Below are 17464 nucleotides of genomic sequence, written 5' to 3'. Positions count from 1 at the left end.
GCCTTCTGCGTACCCGGATCAGCGCGGCACCGTCGTCGACGCGCGCATGATCAACTCCGAGGGCAGCACCCGGTGCACGGTTTCCGCGCCGGGTGAGTCCATGCGGTCGCGCAGCATGCGGACCGCCTCACGGCCCTGCCCTTTCGGATGCTGCAGGACGGTCGTCAGCGAGAACATCTCCGCGTGCGCATGGTCATCGATGCCGACCACGCTGAGATCGGCGGGGGAGGACACCCCCAGTCGTCGCGCGGCGATGATGCCTCCGATGGCCACTTCGTCGCAGACGGCGACCACCGCCGTCGGGCGGGAGCGCCGGTCTCCCAGCATCCGCACCGCCGCTTCGTACCCGCCGGGCATCGTCGCCTCGCCCGAAGCGTGGCGGATGCCGGCTTCGAGACCTGCGGTACTCATGGCCGCGCGGTAGCCGGCGAGCCGCAGCTCGTCACCGAAGGCGTGCGTCGCGGCATCCGCTCTGCCGCCGAGGAACGTGATGTCGCGGTGTCCGAGGTCGATGAGGTGCTCGGTCGCGAGTCGCCCAGCGGCCGTGTCATCGATCGAGATCGCGCTGGTGCCCTCGGCGTAAGAGCCGACGCTCACCAAGGGCGAGCCGACGAGCATGAGCCGTTCGAGCTCGCGGGCGCTGGGTTGGATGCCGACGGCGATGATGCCGTCGAGGCGACGCTGCGGCAGGATCTCTTCGAACAGTCGGGTGCGTTCCGCTGACCCCTCTCGGCTGCCGTAGAGCACCAGGTCGTGCCCGGACGTGAGCAGCTCCTGCTGGATGCCGCTGAGCAGTTCAGAGAAGAACCAGCGGTCGAGGGTGGGGACGATCACGCCCACCGACAGCGTACGGCCCGTCGCCAGGCTCTGCGCCGAGGAGTGCACGACGTACGCGAGCTCGCGGGCCGCGGCGTGTACGCGTTCACTGGTGTCGTCGGCGACGTAGCCGCTGCCGCTCAGAGCGCGGCTGGCGGTCGCTTTCGAGACGCCGGCGCGGGCTGCGACATCGGCAAGCGTGCTCATCGTTCGTCCTCTGGGGGAAAGTCGGGATTCCGAACACCGTGTCGCGGAACCGGTTCCACACGCTATGCTGTGGGAGCGCTCCCACGCAACGGGTCACGGCTGGACAACGGTTGTCGAGAACGGCTCGTGCGGGCATTGTGTCGGGGCGTCCAAGACAAGTAGGTTGTTCTGGAATCGGTTCCTCATTGTTGCGGGACACGCCGCGTCGGGGAGCAGAGACCCACTCGAAGAGGAGAAATGACATGGCACAGTCACAGCGCTATCGGCGCCTCGCGCCGCTGGCACTGCTCGGTGCGGCGGGCGTCGCACTGGCAGGGTGCGGAGCTCCTGGTGCACCGGACGGCGGCAGCGACGCCGGCAGTGAAGACGTGGCCGGCGAGACCGTCACGATCTACGGCACGATCGTCGACAGCGAGGCAGAGCTGCTCCAGGAATCCTGGGCCGGTTTCGAGGAAGAGACCGGGATCGAGATCAAGTACGAGGGCAGTCAGGACTTCGAGACGCAGCTCGGAACCCGTGCACAGGGCGGGAACCCGCCCGACATCGCGATCTTCCCGCAGCCGGGACTCTTCGCCGACTTCGCCACCCGTGACTTCCTTCTGCCCGCACCTGCCGAGGTCGAGCAGAACGCGAACGAGTACTGGACCGAGGACTGGGTCAACTACGGAACGGTGGACGGCACGTTCTACGGCGCGCCCCTGATGGCGAACGTCAAGGGCTGGATCTGGTATTCGCCGACGAAGTTCGCCGAGTGGGGCGTGGAGGTGCCGACGACGCTCGATGAGATGCAGACGCTCACCGAGTCCATCCAAGCGGCGACCGGCGAACCGGCGTGGTGTGCAGGCTTCGAGTCCGGCACGGCGACCGGATGGCCAGGCACGGACTGGGTCGAGGACTATGTGCTGCGTCAGGCGGGCCCCGATGTGTACGACCAGTGGGTCACCAACGACGTGCCGTTCACCGATCCGCAGATCAAGGCCGCCTTCGACTCCGTCGGCGAGATCCTGCTCGACCCGGCCAACGTGAACGCCGGATTCGGTGACGTCCGCTCGATCAACTCGACCGCGTTCGGTGATGTCGCCCCGAAGGTCGCGGACGGATCGTGCGCACTCACGCACCAGGCATCGTTCCTGTCGGGCTTCTTCCCCGATGGAACGACGATCGCCGAGGACGGCGACGTCTGGGCGTTCATGCTCCCGGGCGAGAGTGCAGACGCCAGCGCGGTCACGGGCGCAGGTGAGATCGTGGGAGCGTTCAGCGACTCCGCCGCAACGCAGCAGGTGCTCGCCTACCTCTCCAGCCCCGAGTGGGCGAACAGCCGCGTGAGCCTGGGCGGCGTCACCTCGGCCAACAACGGACTGGACCCGGCCAACGCGCAGGACCCGATCCTTCAGGAGACCATCAAGATCCTGCAGGATCCCGACACCACGTTCCGGTTCGACGCCAGTGACCTGATGCCCGGTGCAGTCGGCGCGGGCACGTTCTGGAAGGGAATGGTCGCCTGGGTCAACGGCACGTCCACCGATGAGGTGCTCCAGCAGATCGAGACGGGCTGGCCCGCGGGCTGACCGACTCGGGTGGGCCGCCTTCGGGCGGCCCACTCCACCTCTGACCTGATCCGGGCAACGGTGCACGGATCATCGCCACTCGTGCAAGGGAATCGATGTGACCGCGACTGACTTCTTCCAATGGGTGGGCACGATGCCACCTGTCGTGCAGGCGGTGATCGTCGTCATCGCCTTCGCGATCGTCGTGGCCGTCATTCTGTTCCTCGTCGACGTCGCGCCGCGTTCCGGGCCCTGGTACACCGCCGCGCGACTGGCGATGTGCCTGCTCGTCCCCTTCGCCGTGATGTGGTTCTTCCGCTCTTACTACTGGGCGATCGGCGTGGCAGTCGTCGTCGGGGGCGTGTTCTTCCTGCTCGACTATCGATCGCGCGCGGGGAAGGGCTACCTCATCCAACTCGTGGCGTTCATGGCGCCGGCGTTCCTGCTGCTGACGGTGGGCCTCGTGCTCCCGTCGATCCAGACGTTCGTCGCATCGTTCATGAACTCGTCGGGTAAGAGCTTCATCGGCCTCGACAACTATCTGTGGATCTTCGGTCAGCCCGACGGCATCCGCGTCGTGGTCAACACGATCGTGTGGGTGCTGGTCGTCCCGACCGTCTCGACCATCGTGGGGTTGGCGTACGCGGTGTTCATCGACCGCACGCGCGGCGAGAAGGTCTACAAGGTACTGGTCTTCATGCCGATGGCGATCTCGTTCGTCGGCGCCGGCATCATCTGGCGGTTCATGTACGAGTACCGCGGGCCGCAGTATGACCAGATCGGCCTGCTCAACCAGATCCTCGTGTGGTTCGGGGGAGAACCGCAGCAGTTCCTGCTGAACCCGCCGTGGAACACCTTCTTCTTGATCGTCGTCCTCATCTGGGTGCAGACCGGGTTCGCGATGGTCATCCTGTCAGCATCCATCAAGGGCGTGGCGACCGAGCTTCTCGAAGCCGCCGAGCTTGACGGTGCGAACGCCTGGCAGCGATTCCGCTCCGTGACCGTCCCTTCCATCCGTCCCGCTCTCATCGTCGTGTTGACGACCATCTCGATCGCCTCGCTGAAGGTGTTCGACATCGTGCGCACGATGACTGCCGGAAACTACGAGACGAGCGTGCTCGCCAACGAGATGTACACCCAGTTCTCGAAATTCGAGGCAGGGCGCAGTGCAGCGCTCGCCGTCATCCTCTTCGTGCTTGTTGTGCCGATCGTCGTCTACAACGCACGTCAGATCCAGAAGCAGCGGGAGATCCGATGAGCAGCGCGATGAACCCAGGGACGGCGGCGACCCCGCAGGCCGACGTAGCGATGAGCACCCGCGCGATCACGACCGGGGGTGGGCTGAACGCCTCGGCAGGACGGGCCCGCAAGCGACTGAGTCGGCCGTGGGCCTCGGCGGCATCGATCATCATCGCGGTGCTGTGGACGATCCCCACGCTCGGGCTGTTCATCTCGTCGTTCCGGCCGCGGGATCAGATTCTCACGAGCGGGTGGTGGGAGTTCTTCCTGAACCCCGAGGTCACCGGCGAGAACTACGTGGATGTCCTCTCGTCCGGTACGACGCAGCTGACGATGCTCGAGTCGTTCGTGAACTCGATCGCCATCACCATCCCCGCGACCATCGTGCCGCTGATGATCGCGTCGATGGCGGCGTACGCGTTCGCCTGGATCGACTTCAAGGGGCGCAACTTCCTGTTCATCTTCATCTTCGCGTTGCAGATCGTGCCGATCCAGATGGCGTTGGTGCCGTTGCTGAGCACATTCTCGAGGGGGTTGAACCTGTTCGGCCTGCAGGTGACCCTGCCGCTGGGGGCATCCGGCGGTTACGCGCAGGTGTGGTTCGCGCACACGATGTTCGCGCTGCCGCTGGCGATCTACCTGTTGCACAACTTCATGTCCGAGATCCCGAGCGAGATCATCGAGGCGGCGCGTGTGGATGGCGCTTCGCGAGGCCAGATCTTCTTCCGTATCGTTCTGCCGCTGACGATGCCGGCGATCGCCTCGGTCGCCATCTTCCAGTTCCTCTGGGTCTGGAACGACCTGCTCGTCGCCCTCGTCTTCGCCGACGGCGGCGCCGCGCCGATCACCAAGCTGCTGGCCGAGATCACGGGTACCCGTGGAAACGACTGGCACCTGCTCACCGCCGGAGCGTTTGTCTCGATCATCGTTCCGTTGATCGTCTTCTTCGCGTTGCAACGGTACTTCGTCCGCGGCCTGCTCGCCGGCTCTACCAAGGGGTGATCAGCCGAGCAACACCAGCAGCACGTGCGAGGCGTCGACAGCCTCCAGTTCGTGCAGCATGCCGGCGGGGACCTGGATCGCGCCACCCGCGGTGAGATTGTGCTCGGCTCCGCCGACCCGGAACAGGATGCGCCCCGACACGACCTGCACCAGGATCGGCACGGGGGCGCGGTGCTCCCGCATGATCGCTCGGGCATCCATGACGAGGGTGCGGATCTTGAATCCGTCGCCGTCGAGGGTGCGGTGCGGCGTGACCCGGCCGCCCTCGACCGGGTGGGCGGCGACGAAGTCGGCGGCCGAAGCCGCGAGCAGGAACGGCTGGTCTGCGCTCATGCCCCGAGGATAGCCCGCGCTCTGGTGCGGATGCCCGAACCGGGCACAATGGGGTGATGACGAGACGGGCGCTACTGATCACCGGAGGGGCGCTGCTCGCCGCAGCGATCGCGTTGGGCATCCTCGTGGTGACGGTGCCCGCCGGGGCGACGAACGCCCTGGACGAGTTCTGGAACGGCGCGGCGTCGCAGCTGCGCGAACCGTGGGTGCTGTGGGGTGCGCTGTTCATGAACCGCGTCGGCGGAGGGTGGATCGCGGTGCTGCTGGTGCCGTTGCTGATCGTGGCGTCGTTGGTCGCGGTGCGACGGTGGCGATCGGCGGTGTTCGCGGCCTCGGCTTTCATCGTGAGTGCGGGGCTGACCCAGCTGCTCAAGAACCTGTTCGCGCGTGCGCGCCCTGATGACATGCTGGTCGCATCGGACTTCGGATCGTTCCCCTCGGGGCACACCGCGAACGCGGCGACCATCGCCGTCGTGCTGTGGCTGGTGTTCCCCCGTGTCTGGGTCGCGGTGGTCGGTGTGCTGTGGGTGCTCGTCATGGCGCTGTCGCGCACGATCCTCGCGGTGCACTGGATCACCGACACGATCGGGGGAGTGCTGGTCGGCGCGTCGGCGGCTCTGCTCGTGGCGGGGATGCTGTGGGGCTGGGCCTCGCTAGGCTGGTCGGGTCCGCCAGCCGCATCAGCGAGGAGCCCCCGTGCCGAAGATCCGACCCTACCGTGACGCCGACCGGGACGCCCTCTACGACATCTGCGTGAAGACCGCGGATGCCGGTGGCGATGCGACCGGGATGTTCACCGACGACCGCCTGTGGGGCGACATCTTCGCGGTGCCGTACGCGGTGCGCGACGCGGGCCTGACCTGGGTCGTCGAATCCGACGACGGGCGCACGATCGGCTACGTCGTCGCGACGGATGACACCGAGGCTTTCGAACAGTGGTTCCGCGAGGAGTGGTGGCCGACGCGCATGGGCGCGTACCCGCTGTCGGGTGCGGCGGAGCCGACCCGACAGGACGGCATCATCGGCTACGCCAGTCGGCGGGCGCCGGGAACGAACGCGCACGCCGCCGAGTACCCGGCACACCTGCACATCGACCTGCTGCCAGAGACCCAGGGGATGGGGCTGGGGCGACAGCTGATCGAGACGCTGTTCACCGAGCTGAAGCGGCGCGGCGTTCCCGGTCTGCACCTGGGTATGAACGCCACAAACACGGGGGCGGGCGCGTTCTACGATCGCTTGGGCATGCATCGTCTGCAGGCCGATGCCGACACCGTCGTGTACGGGGTGCACCTGGTCGACTGAGCGGGCTGGTCCGAACCCGCCCTCGTCATCGGATAGGATGGACAGGTTGTTCCTGGTGACGTGTCCGAGCGGCCGAAGGAGCACGCTTGGAAAGCGTGTGTTGTGCAAGCAACCGAGGGTTCGAATCCCTCCGTCACCGCCAGTGTCCTGAGTCGCGACAGAGTTTACGAACTAGTCGCGGCTCAGGACTTTTTGCTGTCGGGGGTGCGGACGTATGGCGTCGTACCTTGTGTCGGGACTCAGGCGCGTGATTCAGAGCACTCGGCGCCTGGCGCGTGCTCCGAAGCGATCGAGCGCGGCGAGGACGTCGGGGGCGTGCCAGATGCGGTTGCGCTTGTAGTTGTTCGTTTTGACGAGCGCGCCGCCGTTGACGATCCGGTCTATGGCGGCGCCGGCGGCGACGTCGGAGACGCTCAGCTCGTCGACGAGCCATTGGCCATTGGCCACGGCGGCGAAGGCGGCAGTCGTCACTGCCGAGACGATCGCCTCGGGGTTTGCTCGGCCGGTTCGGCCATTGCCGTCGGAGAATGAGTGGATCGTCTCGAACTGTGCGTGAGTGGTCGCCGCATGAGCGAGCAACGGCACGTCGGTGCGCTGGCTGAAGTCGACCAGATCAGCCATCAGTGCGGGCACGCCCTCATGGTGCGGTGCACGAAGGGCGCCGTGTGCGGTGAGAGGCCATTCGGAAGCAGAGTGCTCCTCAGATGCCTCAGGGGACGCTGCGGTGCGTCCCCCGTGAGCGGTACAACTCAGGGTTGAACGCGCCGGTGACAGGGCGCTTCGCCCAATTCACATCCCGGTTGTCATCTCCCGAAGTTCGGGGGTGTCGAGATCGGATTCCGATGTGTTGCGTACACTGTCTGTCCCCCAAACAGGGGACAGACAGTGTACCGATCACTGGATAGCCTTGCTGTGCATCGCAAAGTTTCAACCTTTCGCGGTCACGTTCGAGTGGTGACGAAAGTGCAAGGTATCACGGTGAAAGACAAGAAGACCGATCTCTATGCACCGATCAAGAACACGCAAGAAATCTACGTGAAGTATCAGTGATCAGCATTATTTCTAGACGAACTGCGGCCCTGGCGACGATGGCCGTGGGGCTGTTCTTCCTGTCGTCATGCGCGACCGAAGCTGAGTCTTCGCAGCTTCACTTTGCGCGGATTTCGGCTGACGTGGTCGTGGCGGGCGATGGCGCCGCTTCAGCCAATCTGGTTGTTGCGGCACCGTCGGACGATCCGATCTGGTCGGGCATAAGCGAGCTTGTCGCCAAGAATGATCACACAGATGGTGGTGATCTGGTTTTTGGTGAGGGTGCGGTCCGACTAATCCCGGGCGGGGAGCAGGATGGTACCCGTCTTGGGGCGATTGTCGTAGAAATGCCGCTGAGTGTCGATAACTTCAGCATGAGCGAGATCGTCATAACGCTAGCTGGAGATCATGGGCCCGAAAACTACAATGTTGGCGAGTGGAACTTCGAGCGAATAAGGGCAGACGGCATTGTTGAGATCTCTGGTGAGTATCCCGCCAGTGTTAGTGAGTGCAATTCCGTATCGTTTGATGTGCAGGGCGATCTCCCGTTTGAGATTGACGGCGTCAGTTCCCGTGGTGCTGGGGTGGACATTCTTGACGTGGATATCGGGGTCGCGAAGGGCACTTCTCGAACTGTCGTGCTTGATCTCGCATGCGATCCACAGTTCGACCTCTACGCGTTCACTCCACTTATCGATGTGACTTCGGAGGGGAAGAAGGGTATAGAGCCCTTGCAGCCTATTCTCATTGGCTACGCAGGGATCACGGATGAGGTCGTCAATCGTATTCTGACGCGCAGATAGGAGCTCTGGGCGCAGTGCTAGCTGTGTCGATGGGTGGGACGCCGGGCATGTAGGTAGCTCCGGCGTCCCATTCGTACGCGCAGGACGTCATTCCGCTCATCCGGCGGGAGCAGCTCGAAGTCACTTCCGATGTCTTCTGGAAGTGCGCCCGCGATGGAGTGGGGCCCGACCATGGTGCACCGCGGGTGACGAGACACAACAGCTAGGGGCCCTTTCTGCATCCGTCGGCGACGGCGGACTCCGAGCCACGCGACGTAGAATCGGCTGATGCCCACTCCGAAGATCGTGCTGTTCTACGCGTTCGCCCCGTTGGCCGATCCCGATGCGATTCGGCTGTGGCAGCGCGACCTCTGTGCGTCGTTGCAGTTGCGCGGGCGCATCCTGATCTCGGAGCACGGCATCAATGGCACGCTCGGGGGTGACCTGCCGGCGGTGAAGAAGTGGCTGCGGCGGTTCCGCGACTATCCGGCGTTCAAGGACGCGGATATCAAGTGGAGCGAGGGCAGCGGCCTCGACGCCGACGGATTCAGCACCGACTTCCCGAAGCTCAGCGTCAAGGTGCGTGATGAGATCGTCTCGTTCGGTGCCCCCGGCGAGTTGGCGGTAAATGATCACGGCGTCGTCGGCGGTGGGGCGCGCCTGAGCCCCGAGCAGCTGCACGAGCTGATGGACGAGCGCGGCGATGAGGTGGTGTTCTTCGACGGACGCAATGCGCTGGAGGCCGACATCGGCCGGTTCCGGAACGCCGTGGTGCCCGACACCGACACGACCCGCGATTTCGTGGGGCTGCTCGAATCCGGAGCGTACGACGATCTCAAGGGCAAGCCCATCGTGACGTACTGTACCGGCGGTATTCGCTGCGAAGTGCTGTCGAGTCTGATGATCGCGCGCGGGTTCGGCGAGGTGTACCAGCTTGAGGGCGGCATCGTCCGGTACGGCGAGAAGTACGGTGACGACGGCCTGTGGGAGGGATCGCTGTACGTGTTCGACGGGCGCGGGTCGATCGACTTCTCAGACCATGCCGCGGTGATCGGCGAGTGCATCGGGTGCGGGGGTGCGACCAAGCGCACCGCGAACTGCCCCGACCTCTCGTGCCGGCGCCAGTTCGTCGTCTGCGAGAACTGCGACGTCGTGCTCTGCGACGAGCACCGCGCTCACGCCTCCTGAACACGTCCCCGAAGCGAAGCTGCGCGGCGCCACAGCGACGCCGGCAGCAATCGTGCCGTCACGCGGCGGTGGCCGTCGACACTTCGTTCGAGTGCCGTGAGCACACCGCGCAGCGGCACGGACAGATCATCATCGGCGGATGCCGTCGGCGCATAGCTGCGGTGTTCGACAGCTTCCACCAGTTGCTGCATCGCGTCGGCGTCCGCGCCGCGTTCGGCGACCACATAGCGAGCGCGGACGCGAGCCGTGTCGGCCGCGTGCAACGGTAGGCCGAGGTCGGCCATCGTGTCGCGCACTTCCTGCCACGCCGCCATGGCGTCTCCTCGACGGGCCCGGCTGATGCGCAGCATCCGCGTGCCTCCACGCACCAGGGCGGGCAGCAGCGCGAGCAGGAGCGCTCCGAGGGCGACCAGCACGACGGGCAGCGGATTGAGCGTCTGCAGCTGCTGATCACCGATGGACTGCTCATCGAGACGGTCGGGTCCGCCGGTCGGCACGTCGGACGGTGCTGTCGTCGGCGCCGTGGTGGGTGTCGGTGCGTCGGGCCCGTCGCCGCTCCCACCTGCGGAGGTCTCCGACAGAAAAGCGGTGGGCACACCGAGTGTGGCCGTCGGCTCGAAAGGCACCCATCCGATGCCGTCGAAGTGCACCTCGGGCCACGAATGCAGCTGGTCGCTCGAGACGGAGTAGACGATGTCGTCGTCGCGTCTCTGGTCGGTCGCGGTGCCGGGCAGATATCCGACGACGATGCGCACCGGCATGTCGAGGGCCTGCGCCATGAGCGCGAAAGCGCCCGCGAAGTGCACACAGTACCCGGTGCGCTTGTCGAGGAAGGTGGCGACGGCGTCAGCTCCGGTACCGTCGAATCCCTCGTCGACCGGCGCATCGAGTGAGTAGGTGAACTCGCCGCGGAACCAGTCCTGCAGAGCGATCAGACGGTCGTAATCGGTGTCGGCCTCAGCCGTCACCGAGCGGGCCGTGTCGGCAATGACCGGTGGCAGGTTCACCGTGCGCGGGAGGGCGCGTCCGAGGTCGGATGCCGGCGCCCGGCGGATCTGCTCGAGCGTCGGCGCCGCGGTCGCCGTGCGCACCGTGTAGTCGGCGCCCGCCGCGTTCTCGGTCTCACTGATGACTGTGCGTCCCGCGGGCATCGCCTGCCAGTCGCCGTCGATGCCGGTGACGCGTTCGGGAGCATAGGGAACCGGCAGGCGGTCACTGGACACGTTGAGCACCCGGATCGAGACCCGACGTTCGGTCGTCTCGATCGCTTCGCCCCAGTCGCGCTCGCCGAAGCCCTCGCCGAGCGGTTGCAGATCGGTGCGGTCAGGTCGCCAGATCTCGCCGTCGAACCGTGACAGTGTGGCCAACCTCAGGTACGGGGGAGCGGTGCCCGAGGTGACCAGCGTCAGAGCCTCGACACTTTCGGGGCGGCGAAGATCATCGCCCAGGCGCAGGTCGGCTCGAACCGTCAACGTCGGGCCGGTGCCCGACAGTGCCGCGCCCATCGGCAGCATCGGCGTCACCAGCAGAGTCACGGCGATCGCGGTGGCACCGGCGATCGTGGCGGCCAGCGCCGAGGTGCGTCGCGGCGCGGACGCATCGTGCCGGGCACCGAAGCGCAGCATGATCAGGATCATGACAGCCTGCATCAGGAACCACGCGATGTTCAGGGAGCCGAACGAGACCAGCATCGGCAGCACCCCGATCACCGAGGTGAGCAGCACGGTGAGCAGGATCTGCCGGTGCGCCAGCAGCTGGTCGACGAGGATCGTCACGCCGGCGAAGAGCACCCCGACTGCTGTCGCGAGCCCGGCGGATGCCGCGATCGGTGCGACACCGCCGGCGATCTCATCGATCGCCTGCTGCATCCGCACGGCGATCAGCTGCCCCGAAAGTCGCGTCGGGATCAGCCCGAGAAAGGCGGTATCGCTCGCCAGCAGGGCGGTGCACGCCATGATCGTGATGATGACCTGCACCGCGAGGGCGAGCAGATCGCGGATGCCCGCGCGCAGCCGCCGGAAGATCACACGCCCGAGCGAACCCGCGCCGCTGGCGACGATGATCGCCAGGAAGGCCACGAACGTCCACGTGCCCGGCATGATCGCCCCGGTGTACGGCCAGAGCGCGACGAGCATCGCCGCTCCCGCGAGGAATCCCGGGACGATGGGGCTGATGGGACGCAGATCGGCGGTTCCCCTGCGCTCCGTGGCGCGGGTGGCCGCGGAGTCCGCCGTCACTGAATCAAACACCGGACACCTGCGCCTGAGGGAGGGCATCCGCCCACGTCTGATCCAGCTCATCGCCGGACGTGACCGCGGCGGTGTTCCAGCCGTGCGCGGCCGCCGCGCTCAGCGCGCCGCGCTCTGCGCCGGCGGCGAACAGCAGGGGTGCTGCCGCCCCCGCGGTGCTCAAGCGGTCAGCATCCGCCACCGAGATCCGCCCCGTGATCACGACGAGCGGTCCCGGGGGAGTGCTGCCGACGATCGCGCGCAGATCGCGCGCCTCACCGCGGGGTGTCACGGTGGCCAGAGCGACCATGAGGTCTTCGCGGTCGTCCTCGTGTCCGCGCAGCGCGCCGAGCAGGCCGCCCGCGCTGTCGATGACGTCGACGCTGTAGCCGTCCTGCACGAACCGCAGGGCCGCCGACGCGCACAGCGTCACCGCTGTCTCGAACTCCAGATCGGGCCCGTCGGCGGGCCGGTCCCAGCGTGCGGCGGAACGGTCGAGCACGACGACGGCGTCGGGACTGGCCTCTTCCTCCTCCTGGCGCACCATGAGCTCGCCGTGATGCGCCGTCGCACGCCAATGGATGCGTCGGCGGGAGTCGCCGGACGCGTACGGCCGAGGAATGAGGTTGTCGGCACCCTGCCCGAGGCGCGTGGACCGGGTCTGAGCAGCACCGCCCGCGGCGCCCACCTTCGAGGGGAGCGACGGCAGCGCCACGACCTGAGGGACGACCGTGATCGTGCGCGTGTCACCGAACTCCTGTTCGCGCTGCGCGAGACCGAACGGGTCGACGGTGCGCAGCACCAGCGGGCCGAGGGTCGAGATGCCGCGCTGCACGCCCTCAAGCTCATAGCGCAGCAGCGCGGAGTCACCGGGATACTCGCCCTGCGCATCGCCGCGCACGGCATCCGGCAAGGTGTCGCGCCAGATACCACGGGGGACGCCCGGGGCGTACAGATCGAACCGCAGGGCGACGCGCGAGGACTCGCCCACGGTGAGCAGATCGGTCGAGATCTGCCGTGACACGGCGCCGCGGCGCCGCGGCGCGTACGCCACGAGCATCGAGACCAGCGGCAGCAGCACCAACAGCACGCCCAAGTACAGCAGCGGGCGAGCGCCGGCGACGTTGGCCGCGATCGCCAGCAGGATGCCCATGATCAGGCATCCCCATCCGCGGGCGGTCAACCTACGACGTCTCATGGTCTCTGTGGTCGAATCTGGTCTGCGTGGTTCAGACGCGTGCCCCGGCGAACGGCACGGGCACGCGCGAGACGATCTGCTTCAGGGCGCTCTCGACGGGCTGTGCCCCGGCACGGTGCACGCCACGCGCCGCGAGCAACCGGTGAGCGAACACCGGGATCACGAGGTCGGCGAGATCGTCGGGAACGACGAAGTCGCGACCATCGAGCGCGGCCGCGACCTTCGCCGCGCGCACGAGCTGCAGGGTCGCGCGCGGGCTCGCCCCCAGGTGAAGGCTCGGGTCCATGCGGGTCGCCTGTGCGAGCGCGACGGCATACTCCTCCAGCGACTCGGCGACGTGCACGCGCCGTGCCCAGGCGATCAACTGCTCCACGGTCGCCGCGTCGGTCACCGGCACGATCGCCGACAGCGGGTTGGACGTCTCACGCTGGCGCAGCATGAGAGTCTCGGACGCGGCATCCGGGTATCCCATCGAGATCCGCATCATGAACCGGTCGCGCTGGGCCTCCGGCAACGGATACGTGCCCTCCATCTCGAGCGGGTTCTGCGTCGCGACCACCAGGAACGGCTCGGGCAGACGGTGCGTGGCGCCGTCGACAGTCACCTGCTGCTCTTCCATCGCCTCCAGCAGTGCCGACTGCGTCTTGGGGGAGGCCCGGTTGATCTCGTCGGCGATGACGATGTGCGCGAACACAGCGCCGCGCTTGAACTCGAACTCCCGCCCCACCGGGTCGTACACGGCGACACCGGTGACATCGCTCGGCAACAGGTCCGGCGTGAACTGGATGCGCCGCACCGTGGCATCCACACTCGCCGCCAGCGCGCGAGCGAGCATCGTCTTTCCGACTCCCGGCACGTCCTCGATCAGCAGGTGCCCCTCAGCGAGCAGGCAGATCAGCGCGCTGCGCACGGCATCCGGCTTGCCGTCGATCACCGACGTGACCGAGGCCGTGATGCGCGCGGTCTGCTCGGCGAACTGCTCGGCGGTGATCTGCGGAACGTTCTCGTGCATGCGATGCCCTTCGTGCGCGACGGTGCGTGCCTCGATCGTAACCCGGTGTGAAGCGAGGGGTTCCCCGAGATGCCGGCGGTCAGCGCCGCGCGCAGCGTCGGGTAGACTGATCGACGGCTCTCCGCGTGACGACACCCAGGCCAACTCCCCCAGGACGGAAACGTAGCAAGGGTAACCGGGCTCTGTCGGGTGCGCGGAGGGTCTTTTCTTTTGCCGGGGTGCTCAGCTCACGCAGCGCACGTTCGTCACACTGCCGAACACGTTCGCCGATGCGCCCGCCTTCGCCGTGGCCCGGACCGTCGTGCCGCTGCGGGCCTGGAGGTAGCCGGTCGAGCGCGCGTTGGCGATGGAGCGCACGGTGAACGCGCTGATCGAGAACGTGCCGCACGTCGACCAGCTGAGTCGGCTGCCGCTGAGGTTGCTCCCTGAGAAGGCGCACACCCTCCCGCTGGTGCAGGAACCGACCGAAGCCGTGCCGACGGCGGACGACCCGACCGCGGATGACGAGAGAGTGCGTGTCGAAACACCACTCGCCGAGGTCATCTCCAGCCCGAGCGCCGGCCACGTCGCATGGTGCGCATCCAGCAGCACGCCGCCGGGCACCGCTGCCATCACCGCGGCGATATCGGCGCTCGGCTCCGGCGGGGAATCCGTGGCGAGTGCCGCCGGTCCCGACAGTACGAGGGCGACCGCGGCGGTCAGGGCCGCGAGTATCGTGCTGCTGCGCTTCATGGTCATTGCTCCTCTTGTGAATCCCACATCCGGTACTCGACAACGGTGCCCGCGGGTACCGTCTCATCCGCCACGGTGCGCATCGTCTCCACTCCGACGATCCGTCCCGAGTCCGACGAGAGCAGCACGGTGTCGGTCAAGCCATCGATGGTCGAAGCGATCTGCACTCCCGCAACGTCCCGGCCGAGGCGATCCACGGACTGCCCCAACGAGGCCGCCCCACCGGTGCTCACGAGCATCTCCAACAGCACTGCATGCTGCGTATCGCTGAGCGTCCAGTAGTCCATCACCGTGACCATCGACTGCACCAGATCTCCCGCGCTCGGGCGTTCGGGCATGCCGTACATCGTCAGCAGCTCTGTCATGCCGGCCACGGTCGCTGGGGGACCCTCCGGACTCGGCACACCGAACTCACCCGGGGCGAATGTCACTTGCGACACCACGGTGTCGGTGGCGCTGACGCGTCCCGGCCCGCCATCGCTCCCGGGCTGCACACGGCCTTCGACGACGAGCGAGTGGCCCGAGAGATCGGGGTTCCACTCCAGCTCGACGATCTGCGGGGTCACCGCTGCCTGCAACTCCCCGTCATCGATCGAGATCGCCCATGAGATCGTGTGCACCCGCCGAGCCGGGTTCTCGACTCCGGCGGGTCCGCTCAGAGCATCCGTCGCCTCGGCGACCACCTGCGGCACCGGCGCCGGAGCCGTGAACGACAGCGGAACGGGGCTGACGGCCTCGGCACGCTGACCACCCAACGCCACCGACACCGACACGGTGGCCACCACCACCAGGGATGCGACAGCCAGAGTCCAGCCGAAGCGCCGCGATGCGCGGCGGCGCTCGCGACTGCGGGCCGCAGCCTGCTCGGCGGCGAGACGGTCGCGCAGTGCGCGCAGAAATGCCGGCGGACCGGCGTCGGATGCCGCCTGGGCCGGATCGATGCGCCGCAGCAGCGAACGCAGTCGCTCATCGTCACGCAGATCGGACATGCTCACCTCCCGCTCGGAGGCCGACCTCGGCGGCGAACAGCAGCGCATGGAGCTTCTGCCGTGCGCGCTGAAGGCGTTTGCGCGCCACGGCCTGGCGAAGCCCCAGCATCTTGGCTGCCGTGGCGACGGTCCAGCCGTCCATGTCGACCAGTTCGATGAGATGGCGCTCCCCGATGGACAGGTCTGAGAACACCCACTCCAGATCGATCCGCAGATCGCCCTCCGGCGATGCGGCAGCGCGCAGCACCTCGCCGAGGAGCGCCGGGGCCTGCCGAACAGGCGCCGGGGCCCTGCCGTCTCCGCTGGAGGTGTCGATGACGCGCAGCAGCCAGCTCAGGTTCACCGACCCGCCATCGCGCACAACGACCCAGGCGCGCTCGAACGCATCCTCGACCGCGTCCTGGGCATCCTCCAACGTCATGAAGACGCGTTGCGCATGACGCAGCGCGGCCGCGCCGAAGCGATCCACCAGCGCATCGAACGTTCGGCGGTTCTCCTCGAGGACGATGCGTCGCCGCCTCATCGCCAGACCACCCGCGGAACACCGTCATACTGCATGGCCCGATCCTCCCACAGCGGCGAGGCGTCGACGCCCAGCCTCCTCCCGCCCTGTCCTGCGAAGATCGTCGTGTGACCGCATCCGCTCCAGCCCCGGCCTCTCCCTACTTCACGCGCTTCCTCGCCCCGGTGGGGCTGCTCGCGCTGATGTGGGTGATCCAGCTCGCGGATGCCGTCCTCCCGGGCAGCTTCGTCGGATGGGGCCTGCGGTCGTGGGATCTGGGGAGTCTGCAGGGCGTTGTGCTCGGCCCGCTCTTGCACGCCGGCTGGGCGCACCTCATCGCGAACTCCGTGCCGTTCCTGGTGCTCGGCTGCCTCGTCGCCGTCGAAGGGGCGAAGCGCTTCTGGGCGGTGACCGCCATGGTCGCGCTCATCGGAGGCGCGGGCACCTGGCTGGTGAACGCACCGGGCACCCTCACTGTCGGATCGTCCGTGCTCGTCTTCGGCTACTTCGGGTACGTCGTCGTGCGGGTGCTCGCCCCCGGTCGCCTCGCTCACCGGTTCGCGTACGCCGGGATCGCCGTGATCGTCGTGGTGATGTACGGCACGACGATGTTCACCGGCATCTTCGGCGTGCACAGCGGTGTGTCGTGGCAGGCGCATCTGTTCGGGGCCATCGGCGGCGGCCTGACCGTGTTCGTCCGCCGCAGAGAGGTCGGCAGCCGTGAGTGAGCGGCGCACACGCGCCGCGCGGATGCGGCGCCGCGCCCGGCACCGTCGACAACGACGGCGGATGCTGAAGATCGCCGGCATCACAGCATCCGCCGCCATCGTGATCACGGGCGCGCTCGCCGTGGTCGGGGTGCTGACGGCCACGCGATCCGACGCCTACTGCGTCGATGAGCCGCGGACGTTCCCCGACGCGGGGGTCGACGGGTGGCAGGGCGAGCAGCTCGAGAACGCGGCGATCATCATCCGCACCGCCGACGAGTTCGGCCTCGAAAGGGACGGACAGATCCTCGGTGTGATGGCGGCGATGGGCGAGAGCTCGCTGCGCAACATCGACTACGGCGACTGGGAGACCTCGGGCGTCACCAACCCCGATGGCACCCGAACCTCGAGCATCGGCCTGTTCCAACAGCAGGACTGGTGGGGGAGCGTCGAGGACCGGATGGACCCGGCCACCGCCGCTCGTCTGTTCTTCACCCGCCTCGAACGCGTGCCGCAGTGGCAGACGCTCGAACCCTCACACGCCATCCATCGCGTCCAGATCAACAGCGACCGCGACCACTACGCGCGCTTCGAGGACGACGCCACCCGCGTCGTCGTGGCGCTGTCTGCGGAGTGCCCGTCGCCGTAGGC

18 protein-coding genes, 1 tRNA gene and 1 other RNA gene are annotated in these 17464 nt (G+C 67.2%); 11 read left to right on the top strand and 9 right to left on the bottom strand.

The window, feature by feature from the left end:
• Window positions 1–18 precede the first annotated feature (18 nt).
• The gene (locus ACLD0U_RS10760; RefSeq protein WP_224818700.1) at window positions 19–1023 is read right to left on the bottom strand and encodes a LacI family DNA-binding transcriptional regulator; all 1005 of its coding nucleotides are present in this window, start codon (window positions 1021–1023) and stop codon (window positions 19–21) included.
• Between the two features lie 242 nt (window positions 1024–1265).
• Between ACLD0U_RS10760 and ACLD0U_RS10755 the strand changes: the two genes are divergently transcribed.
• From ACLD0U_RS10755 to ACLD0U_RS10745, 3 genes are all read left to right on the top strand, one after another.
• Window positions 1266–2591, top strand: a complete 1326-nt coding sequence (locus ACLD0U_RS10755; RefSeq protein ID WP_179410112.1) for an ABC transporter substrate-binding protein — start codon at window positions 1266–1268, stop codon at window positions 2589–2591.
• Window positions 2592–2688: 97 nt separating this feature from the next.
• Window positions 2689–3828: a carbohydrate ABC transporter permease gene (locus ACLD0U_RS10750; protein ID WP_224818701.1), complete on the top strand. Its 1140-nt coding sequence runs from the start codon at window positions 2689–2691 to the stop codon at window positions 3826–3828.
• An 8-nt stretch (window positions 3829–3836) separates the two neighbouring features.
• Window positions 3837–4811 carry a carbohydrate ABC transporter permease gene (locus ACLD0U_RS10745; RefSeq protein WP_410340621.1) on the top strand — a complete coding sequence of 325 codons (975 nt, stop codon included), beginning with the start codon at window positions 3837–3839 and terminating at the stop codon, window positions 4809–4811.
• Here ACLD0U_RS10745 and ACLD0U_RS10740 read toward each other — a convergent pair whose 3' ends face one another.
• Window positions 4812–5144 carry a cupin domain-containing protein gene (locus ACLD0U_RS10740; protein ID WP_224818702.1) on the bottom strand — a complete coding sequence of 111 codons (333 nt, stop codon included), beginning with the start codon at window positions 5142–5144 and terminating at the stop codon, window positions 4812–4814.
• A gap of 56 nt (window positions 5145–5200) precedes the next feature.
• Here ACLD0U_RS10740 and ACLD0U_RS10735 point away from each other — a divergent pair, with 56 nt between their 5' ends.
• From ACLD0U_RS10735 to ACLD0U_RS10725, 3 genes are all read left to right on the top strand, one after another.
• Window positions 5201–5866, top strand: a complete 666-nt coding sequence (locus ACLD0U_RS10735) for a phosphatase PAP2 family protein (RefSeq protein ID WP_410340620.1) — start codon at window positions 5201–5203, stop codon at window positions 5864–5866.
• Window positions 5841–6446: a GNAT family N-acetyltransferase gene (locus ACLD0U_RS10730; protein ID WP_224818704.1), complete on the top strand. Its 606-nt coding sequence runs from the start codon at window positions 5841–5843 to the stop codon at window positions 6444–6446. Before ACLD0U_RS10735 ends, ACLD0U_RS10730 begins: the two co-directional genes overlap by 26 nt.
• Window positions 6447–6500: 54 nt before the next feature.
• Window positions 6501–6588: transfer RNA gene (locus ACLD0U_RS10725), tRNA-Ser, on the top strand.
• A 110-nt stretch (window positions 6589–6698) separates the two neighbouring features.
• Here ACLD0U_RS10725 and ACLD0U_RS10720 read toward each other — a convergent pair.
• Window positions 6699–7199 (bottom strand): Fic family protein, encoded by a 501-nt coding sequence (locus ACLD0U_RS10720; protein WP_410340738.1) that lies wholly within the window; start codon window positions 7197–7199, stop codon window positions 6699–6701.
• Window positions 7200–7492: 293 nt separating this feature from the next.
• On the opposite strand from ACLD0U_RS10720, the gene ACLD0U_RS10715 reads away from it, so the two are divergent.
• Both ACLD0U_RS10715 and ACLD0U_RS10710 read left to right on the top strand, forming a co-directional pair.
• Window positions 7493–8278 carry a hypothetical protein gene (locus tag ACLD0U_RS10715; protein ID WP_410340619.1) on the top strand — a complete coding sequence of 262 codons (786 nt, stop codon included), beginning with the start codon at window positions 7493–7495 and terminating at the stop codon, window positions 8276–8278.
• A 267-nt stretch (window positions 8279–8545) separates the two neighbouring features.
• Window positions 8546–9445 (top strand): rhodanese-related sulfurtransferase, encoded by a 900-nt coding sequence (locus ACLD0U_RS10710; RefSeq protein WP_410340618.1) that lies wholly within the window; start codon window positions 8546–8548, stop codon window positions 9443–9445.
• Here ACLD0U_RS10710 and ACLD0U_RS10705 read toward each other — a convergent pair.
• The 3 genes from ACLD0U_RS10705 to ACLD0U_RS10695 are packed head-to-tail and all read right to left on the bottom strand — an operon-like array spanning window position 9433 to window position 13883.
• A complete protein-coding gene (locus tag ACLD0U_RS10705; RefSeq protein ID WP_410340617.1) occupies window positions 9433–11694 on the bottom strand; it encodes a DUF3488 and DUF4129 domain-containing transglutaminase family protein in 2262 nt (753 codons plus the stop codon). The two genes, ACLD0U_RS10710 and ACLD0U_RS10705, sit on opposite strands and share 13 nt — an antisense overlap.
• The gene (locus tag ACLD0U_RS10700) at window positions 11687–12856 is read right to left on the bottom strand and encodes a DUF58 domain-containing protein (RefSeq protein ID WP_410340616.1); all 1170 of its coding nucleotides are present in this window, start codon (window positions 12854–12856) and stop codon (window positions 11687–11689) included. The genes ACLD0U_RS10705 and ACLD0U_RS10700 overlap by 8 nt, the downstream gene beginning before the upstream one ends.
• A 46-nt stretch (window positions 12857–12902) precedes the next feature.
• On the bottom strand, window positions 12903–13883 hold the full coding sequence (locus tag ACLD0U_RS10695; RefSeq protein ID WP_179410119.1) for an AAA family ATPase: 981 nt from the start codon (window positions 13881–13883) through the stop codon (window positions 12903–12905).
• A 112-nt stretch (window positions 13884–13995) separates the two neighbouring features.
• Between ACLD0U_RS10695 and ffs the strand changes: the two genes are divergently transcribed.
• Window positions 13996–14092, top strand: an RNA gene (ffs, locus tag ACLD0U_RS10690) — signal recognition particle sRNA small type.
• A gap of 13 nt (window positions 14093–14105) precedes the next feature.
• Here the strand turns inward: ffs and ACLD0U_RS10685 are convergent.
• Genes ACLD0U_RS10685 through ACLD0U_RS10675 form a run of 3 tightly spaced genes read right to left on the bottom strand, consistent with a single transcriptional unit; the run spans window position 14106 to window position 16127 of the window.
• Window positions 14106–14615, bottom strand: a complete 510-nt coding sequence (locus ACLD0U_RS10685) for a peptidase inhibitor family I36 protein (protein ID WP_410340615.1) — start codon at window positions 14613–14615, stop codon at window positions 14106–14108.
• Window positions 14616–14617: 2 nt separating this feature from the next.
• Window positions 14618–15604, bottom strand: a complete 987-nt coding sequence (locus ACLD0U_RS10680; RefSeq protein ID WP_410340614.1) for a hypothetical protein — start codon at window positions 15602–15604, stop codon at window positions 14618–14620.
• Window positions 15588–16127 carry an RNA polymerase sigma factor gene (locus ACLD0U_RS10675; RefSeq protein ID WP_206551510.1) on the bottom strand — a complete coding sequence of 180 codons (540 nt, stop codon included), beginning with the start codon at window positions 16125–16127 and terminating at the stop codon, window positions 15588–15590. Before ACLD0U_RS10675 ends, ACLD0U_RS10680 begins: the two co-directional genes overlap by 17 nt.
• Window positions 16128–16234: 107 nt before the next feature.
• Here ACLD0U_RS10675 and ACLD0U_RS10670 point away from each other — a divergent pair, with 107 nt between their 5' ends.
• Complete coding sequence (locus ACLD0U_RS10670) at window positions 16235–16834, top strand: rhomboid family intramembrane serine protease (RefSeq protein ID WP_274367548.1); 600 nt, start codon at window positions 16235–16237, stop codon at window positions 16832–16834.
• A gap of 61 nt (window positions 16835–16895) precedes the next feature.
• Complete coding sequence (locus ACLD0U_RS10665) at window positions 16896–17462, top strand: hypothetical protein (RefSeq protein ID WP_224818713.1); 567 nt, start codon at window positions 16896–16898, stop codon at window positions 17460–17462.
• Window positions 17463–17464: the final 2 nt, after the last annotated feature.

The organism is Microbacterium sp. 2216-1, assembly GCF_046507855.1.
In the GTDB taxonomy this organism is placed as follows: Bacteria; Actinomycetota; Actinomycetes; order Actinomycetales; family Microbacteriaceae; genus Microbacterium; species Microbacterium esteraromaticum_C.
The sequence above is the reverse complement of the archived record's forward strand: the minus strand, read 5'-3'. Positions and strand labels throughout refer to the sequence as shown.

Coding starts and splice junctions, on each gene's coding strand:
- ACLD0U_RS10760 (WP_224818700.1), bottom strand. CDS start 1,023: ATGAGCACGCTTGCCGATGTCGCAGCCCGCGCCGGCGTCTCGAAAGCG.
- ACLD0U_RS10755 (WP_179410112.1), top strand. CDS start 1,266: ATGGCACAGTCACAGCGCTATCGGCGCCTCGCGCCGCTGGCACTGCTC.
- ACLD0U_RS10745 (WP_410340621.1), top strand. CDS start 3,837: ATGAACCCAGGGACGGCGGCGACCCCGCAGGCCGACGTAGCGATGAGC.
- ACLD0U_RS10740 (WP_224818702.1), bottom strand. CDS start 5,144: ATGAGCGCAGACCAGCCGTTCCTGCTCGCGGCTTCGGCCGCCGACTTC.
- ACLD0U_RS10735 (WP_410340620.1), top strand. CDS start 5,201: ATGACGAGACGGGCGCTACTGATCACCGGAGGGGCGCTGCTCGCCGCA.
- ACLD0U_RS10710 (WP_410340618.1), top strand. CDS start 8,546: ATGCCCACTCCGAAGATCGTGCTGTTCTACGCGTTCGCCCCGTTGGCC.
- ACLD0U_RS10695 (WP_179410119.1), bottom strand. CDS start 13,883: ATGCACGAGAACGTTCCGCAGATCACCGCCGAGCAGTTCGCCGAGCAG.
- ACLD0U_RS10685 (WP_410340615.1), bottom strand. CDS start 14,615: ATGAAGCGCAGCAGCACGATACTCGCGGCCCTGACCGCCGCGGTCGCC.
- ACLD0U_RS10680 (WP_410340614.1), bottom strand. CDS start 15,604: ATGTCCGATCTGCGTGACGATGAGCGACTGCGTTCGCTGCTGCGGCGC.
- ACLD0U_RS10675 (WP_206551510.1), bottom strand. CDS start 16,127: ATGAGGCGGCGACGCATCGTCCTCGAGGAGAACCGCCGAACGTTCGAT.
- ACLD0U_RS10665 (WP_224818713.1), top strand. CDS start 16,896: ATGCTGAAGATCGCCGGCATCACAGCATCCGCCGCCATCGTGATCACG.